3 protein-coding genes are annotated in these 6492 nt (G+C 48.6%); 2 read left to right on the top strand and 1 reads right to left on the bottom strand.

Annotated elements, in window-relative coordinates:
* Positions 1-2634, top strand: a 2634-nt coding sequence (locus H142_RS16075) for an autotransporter outer membrane beta-barrel domain-containing protein (protein ID WP_083898924.1), incomplete at its 5' end; no start/stop codon positions are given.
* Between the two features lie 259 nt (positions 2635-2893).
* Positions 2894-4873, top strand: a complete 1980-nt coding sequence (locus tag H142_RS0103415; RefSeq protein WP_017930702.1) for a glycoside hydrolase family protein — start codon at positions 2894-2896, stop codon at positions 4871-4873.
* Position 4874: 1 nt separating this feature from the next.
* Here H142_RS0103415 and H142_RS0103410 read toward each other — a convergent pair whose 3' ends face one another.
* Entirely contained in the window at positions 4875-6293 is a 1419-nt protein-coding gene (locus H142_RS0103410; RefSeq protein ID WP_017930701.1) for a glycoside hydrolase family protein, read from the bottom strand.
* Positions 6294-6492: the final 199 nt, after the last annotated feature.

The raw sequence follows: 6492 nt of genomic DNA, 5'->3' as shown, positions 1-6492 counted from the left end.
ATGTGGACCCAGACGAGCGGGACTGCTGTTACGTTGAGTGACGCGACGGCAGTGTCTCCGACCTTTGCAGCGCCTGGTGCAGATGCGACGCTCGTATTTAGTCTTGTTGTTAACGACAGCACGGTAGACTCAGCTCCGGCTACGACAACTGTGACTTACACCTTTATGGCTGGCAACGCGATTCCGGTAGCCAATGCTGGTGCGGACCAGGCTATTACAGCTTTGGCTGGTACGACGATCACTTTGAACGGTACGGGGTCGAATGATGCGAACGGTGATCCTTTAACCTATGCTTGGACGCAAACGAGCGGGACGCCGGTCACGCTGAGCTATGCGAGCGCAGTCTCACCGACATTCACCTCACCCGGGGCGGATGCGACGCTTGTATTCAGCCTTGTCGTCAATGACGGCACGGTGGACTCAGCACCCGATATGACCACTGTCACTTTTACATTCGTAGCACCCAACGTGGCGCCTGTAGCCAGTGCTGGCGCAGATCAAAACATAACTGCTGTGGCGGGTACGGCGATTGCTTTAGATGGTTCGGGATCAAATGATGGCAATGGAGATGCGCTAACGTATATCTGGACTCAAACGAGCGGAGCAGCGGTAACGCTTAGCAACGCAAACGCAGCCTCTCCAACTTTCACGTCTCCGAATGCGGACACAATACTTGTGTTTAGTCTCGTTGTTAATGATGGCACAGTGAACTCTGCGGCAGATACGACCACTGTAACCTATAATTTTGTAGCGGCTAACGACGCTCCAGTTGCTGACGCAGGTGCGGATCAAAGTGTCATGGCTTTGGCAGGAACGACAATTACGCTTGATGGTTCGGGTTCTTCAGATGCGGATAATAATCCCCTGACTTATGCTTGGACTCAGACAAGCGGCGCCGCGGTCACGCTTAGCGATGCGGCTGCAGTCTCTCCGACGTTCTCGGCACCAAATGCGGACGAAACTCTCGTGTTTAGCCTTGTTGTGAATGACGGCACTGTGAACTCGGCGGCAGATACCACGACCGTCACATACAATTTTGTTGCCCCGAATGTAGCACCAACCGCTAATGCTGGAGCTGACCAGAGTCTGACGGGCGTTGAGGGGGAAACGGTTACTCTCGATGGCTCCGGCTCGAATGATGCCAACGGTGACGCACTGAATTATGCATGGATACAAACGGGAGGGACTGCCGTTACTCTGAGTAATGCCAGTGCGGTATCACCAAGCTTTACGGTTCCCGAGGTCGCGGGCACCACAGACTTTGTATTTGAGCTTACCGTAAATGACGGCGCTATACAGTCGACTGACACAGTGACGGTAACAGTTGAGCCCACCGGATCAATAACGCTTGTTGTGCAAGCCACAGGCGAAGATCGGCGGTTCAGATTTAATTCTAACTTGAGCGCGCTCGATGCAGAGGTTCAAACGATGGGCGGCACAGGCCAGTTGGTAGCTAATGACGTCGTGAGCGGTACTTATACAGCCCGGTTCGCAGATGTGTCACAGCTTGGTTTTGCGCTGACAGGAATTAGCTGCGACTCTGGTAGTGCCGCAGCTAACACGTCCACGCGCACGGCGACGATTGCTCTGGCACCCGGTGATAATGTGACGTGTACATTCTCGACTGTGAATTCACGAGCAGAAGCCCAAAAGGCCATCGGGACGATGGTCGCGAGCCGCAATACAGTATTATTGGCGAACCAGCCACAATTTGGACGTCGGATGGATCGCTTAAACGGACGGCGTAGCGGGAATGGCGGCTTGTCAGCTGGCGGGTTTACGCTTCCAGGATCAGAAAAGCTACCAATTCAAGTCGCAATGTCGAACGGCTCGGCAGCTGTGAAAACAAGCTTGTCTAGTATTTTAAACACTGGCGATAAACGCCCTAAATACGATATTTGGATCGAAGGTATCACGTCTAAATTCAATGTGCAGAATACTGAGGGCGACTATAATATTTTGTATGCTGGCGTGGACGTTCTCGCAGGTGAGAATACCTTGTTTGGGATTGTAGGGCAGTATGATGTTTTCGACTCTGATCGTTCAGACGATACTTTCTTATCAAGCGGTAAGGGATTCATGGTCGGCCCCTACACGACAGTTAAGCTGAGTGAGTCACTTTACTTTGACGGACGCCTTGGGTTGGGTCAGTCTGATAATGAGGTCTCACCTTTAGGAACCTACCGTGATAAATTCGATACAAATCGCTATCTCGCAACGGGCTCCATTACGGGTGACTATCAGTTCAAAAATGGCATATCTATTCAGCCCACACTTGGCGTGCGGCACATTACGGAGCAGCAAAAAGAATATGTCGATAGTCTTGGTGTTATCATCCCCGGTCAAACGATTGACCTGAGCACGATCAATTTGGCTCCTCGAATTTCAAAAGAATTCCGAGTTAATAAAGATCTCATAGTATCCACATTCATGACTGCAGAAGGTATCTACTCATTCGGTAAAGCTCAAAAATTTGTCAGTAATGATAATATTCGTGGTCGTTTAGAGGGCGGTCTCAGTTTTAACACTAGCAATGGGCTTATTTATAATTTGTCAGCCTTTAGCGACGGTATTGGAGCAAGTGGCTTCTCAAGTGAAGGCCTCCGCTTCTCCATTGGATATACACCGCGCTAGTTTCGGTTCTGGAGGTTAAATTTTAGCCGCCTCACCAAATTTTGCTACAATTTATGGATATAATATGATGCCTGCAAATTTGTCTCAAACCCCATGTCGGGTTCATCGTGTTCTGCTAACAGCATCGATATTAGTGCTTGGATCTATGATTGCCTCGTGCGGAGGCGGCGGGAGTAGTAGCGGAGGGTCAGGTGTGGCTGTATCACCTCCTCCTCCTCCTCCTCCTCCTCCATCGGGCAAAACTTTCAGCGTCGACGGTATGGCGATAAAAGGTTTGATGCTTGGCGCCAGCGTTGAAGTTATCGATCCTGGCAATTCATCACAAGCTTTAGTGCAGGGTGAGACATCCCAGACCGATGGAAAATTTCAGCTCACTATTCCAGCCTCAGCAAACTTTGAGGGTGATTACATAAAAATATTAGTGAAAGGCGGAGCAGGGGCAACCATGATATGCGACGCCCCAGCCGGATGTGGGGCAGGGACTGTCTTAGGGGATGTAGTCTCTATCGACGATAGTGTTGTCTTAACATCTACGCTCAAGGCGCCCGCAGATAACGAAACTGTCAATGTGAACTTGACGATGTTTTCAACACTTGCCTCTCGTTTCGCGGAGACTGCAACTGGCGGTCTCACGGATGCAAATTTGGCGACGGCTGACGGTAAAGTCACAGACGTCTTTGATTTAGGCCAAGTCGATATTCGCGCAGTAAACTTGCTTGATGTTACAGTAGTGCCGACCGATACGCCAAGCGCTGCCACTTACCGCATGAGTCTGATTTCAGGCGGTTTCTGGGGCGCTGCTGTCGATGATGGCGTAGCTATAGGTGCAGCATTGAGCGCTTTGGCTGACGCTTTTGCAACTGGCGATGGAACCATCATTGGAAGCGAAGCCGTCGACACCGCAGCAACCAGCCTTGATGAAATATTAGGGAAGGCTCTGGAGCTTTCAGATAAAAGCCCGATTGAAACAGACGATTTTTTTACGGTCGAGAATGCCTTGATAAAAGACTGGGTAAAGGCCGGGGAAGTTCGCCGCGATGATGAATTTGCTGAAAGTAATTTTTTTGTTGATATGGTCAGTGACGATACTCCAGACGTCTTATCTGGCACCATAACAACTCAAGCTTTGCAACAAGCTATAGATGCCGCATCAAGTGAAACTGGCGGCGGAATTGTGCAGCTTAGCACTGGAAACTATTCATTTAGTGAGATTTTAATGCGCTCCAATGTACGCCTCGAAATTGGATCTGGGACAGTTATAACTCCCACAAATCGCAAACTGTTTTCCATCGCAATTGCCAATAACTCGGCTCAGATTAGCAATGTTGAAATTACGACAATTGACCGTACGGGGCGGTTCTCAATTGATACGCGCAGCTTTCCGGTCAATGGAGACATTCGTCCCTTCCAAGTGGGTTTCGTCAAGAACCTATCTCTCTCAAATTTTGACGTCTTGGATGGGTTTACAAAGTTTTCAGCCATTGCTTTTGTTCCAGCTGATGATGGTCAGGATCCGACTAACAATCCCAGCTTTAACAATATTCCAGAAAATGTTTTGGTGAAGAATGTATCAACCTTTGATACGCATTACGGCTACGGCATGGTGCAGATGCAGGGAGGACGTAATGTGCTCTTCAAAAACATTTACAGCGAGGGCGGAGCCACGTTGCGCCTTGAAACAGGGTCTCCGTCGAACGGTAAGTCGGGCCCTAATACGGGCGGCATACACGACATATATGCTGATGGCGTCACGAACGAGCGCGGTCACACAGCGCTGCATCTGTCTCCGCATGTGAAATATAATGGTAAAGTCATCGCGAAAAATCTAGTGTCAAATGATAGCGGCTATGTTGTCCAATCCCAAAAAGGGTTTAACCGCGACGGTGTTGAGGGTCTGCCAAATGGCAATTTTACGCCCAAACCGCTTATTATCAACGCCATAGCGACCCGGACTGATGGCGCGCAAAATGCAACGATTAAGTTCAAGGACTTTAACGCGCTTCCAGATGCCGAGAGAAATGGTATCAGTTATACGGCTCTTCCGGACACGCCTGATGAAGAGTCAAAGTTCTTTAAGCCTCTTGCTCCGATAACGGTTTTATCCGCGACTGGCTTTGAAAAACCCGGACTTATCGAAGACGGCTTTTTCGGGTTGATATATGATACTGAAACAGTTGATTCTTATGCAGACACTGATCCGAATACGGTCGAAATTTTATTCAGGCGCGATGGATTGTAAATTATCTATGAGGGGGGCACGGCAAGTTTGCTTCAGTGCAGGCCCTCTTCGTTTTAAATTCGTCTGAAGTAGGGTGTCTCTTATTTTTGTTCCATTTGTCCTTGTTCCATTTACCCTTCTTTTTCATCGTCTTTTTGTTTTTCTTTGGACTGAGTCTCGGGCCGCCGAGCTTTTTCCAGTTACCTGCAAATATATCGTCTTTTGAGATCACGTCTGGATGATGTTTAAATCCGATTGCCTCAACATTGGTAATACTGATGTTTTGCGAGAGCGTATCTTGCATAGATACAGCCGCAATCGACGGCCCTCGAAGTTCGGGCTGCGAGATAGCACCTGCAACTCGGGTTATCATGGGGTGAAGCGCTTCAGGATAGTATTTTAGGTGTGTGTACCGAGTGATGATAGGGCCGTCAGTATAAGTGCTTTTAACATTATCAATTATTAGAGAGTCATATTTTCCAGGTTTTAAGTTGTCTTCTGATGTGTAGCGTGTCCTTGATACGAAGGGGGCCGCGATTGATACCGCATACTCGCTCCCATCGGATACAATATTCTGAGCAACAATGCTCCCATGTTGCATGGTGTGAGGTTGAAACATTAGAGCTGCTTGTCCGCTTTGGCTGTAAGCGCCTTCGACGAGTATATCGTTCAAACCGCCGACTTGGGCCTTGTTCATTGGGATAAGCCCTGTCTCCAAGCGAACAGCGACCCCGCCAACGCTTTTGATATTACGGAATATAATATTCTCGCCGGAATGGGCTTGGATAGCTCCGTAACCGTAATGCGCGTTAGTGGCGGTTATATTCTCCACATTACCATTCCGGCCATGCTTTGCACGTTCACCTGAATGGCCATCCCAACCAAAAATAAGAGAGCTGAAAACCGTGTAATTATCGATCACATTAAAGTTTTCAAAGCGAAAGCCATCACAGTCACCAACGCCAATTACTCTCAGTTTTGTCACTTCGGGGGTGACGTTATCCCCCGTGAAATCAACTGTGAATCGTTCTGCAGGGCCAACCAGTGCGACATCGCTAACGGCACTCCCGCTATTGCCGCAATTAAAAAGATTAGCACCTCTACCGTTCCCGGGAACTAATGTGACTCCAGGTTCAAACATGACGTGCACACCGCTCTTCAGGTCAACATTGAATATTTGATATTGGCCTGCCGGCACGATGACTTGGCCGCCGCCTTTTTGGTTGACGACATCAATGGCGCGCTGGAAAATCTGGCCATCTTTTTGACCTGATGTTTCGTAGCCCTTTTGACCTATCGTGACCGTATTCAGTGCGGTCGATGTCGTATCTATGGTGGTTTCAGTTGCCGAGCTCGAGGTGCATGACGCGAGTGTTATGACTGATGCAAGCGTAGCGACGAGGATTCCAAAAGTTCCCGTGGAATTAGATGTGAGCTTCATGTTAAATGTCCTCGAAAGATAGAAAGTTATTATTCGTAGCTACTCTATTCAAACTGAATGCACACGAAATGTTACGTTCATGTTCACTTCATTAAAGCGCAAGATTTTTTGTTCCTAAATAGGGGAATAAGTACGCTTACCGTAGGGGCGATATATAGCTCGCAGGGTTAAAATTGCGAGCCATTCTTATTGAATTCCA

It is taken from the genome of Robiginitomaculum antarcticum DSM 21748 (assembly GCF_000365025.1).
GTDB lineage: Bacteria > Pseudomonadota > Alphaproteobacteria > Caulobacterales > Maricaulaceae > Robiginitomaculum > Robiginitomaculum antarcticum.
Note: the sequence above shows the minus strand (reverse complement) of the source record. Positions and strands in the feature narration are given on the sequence as shown.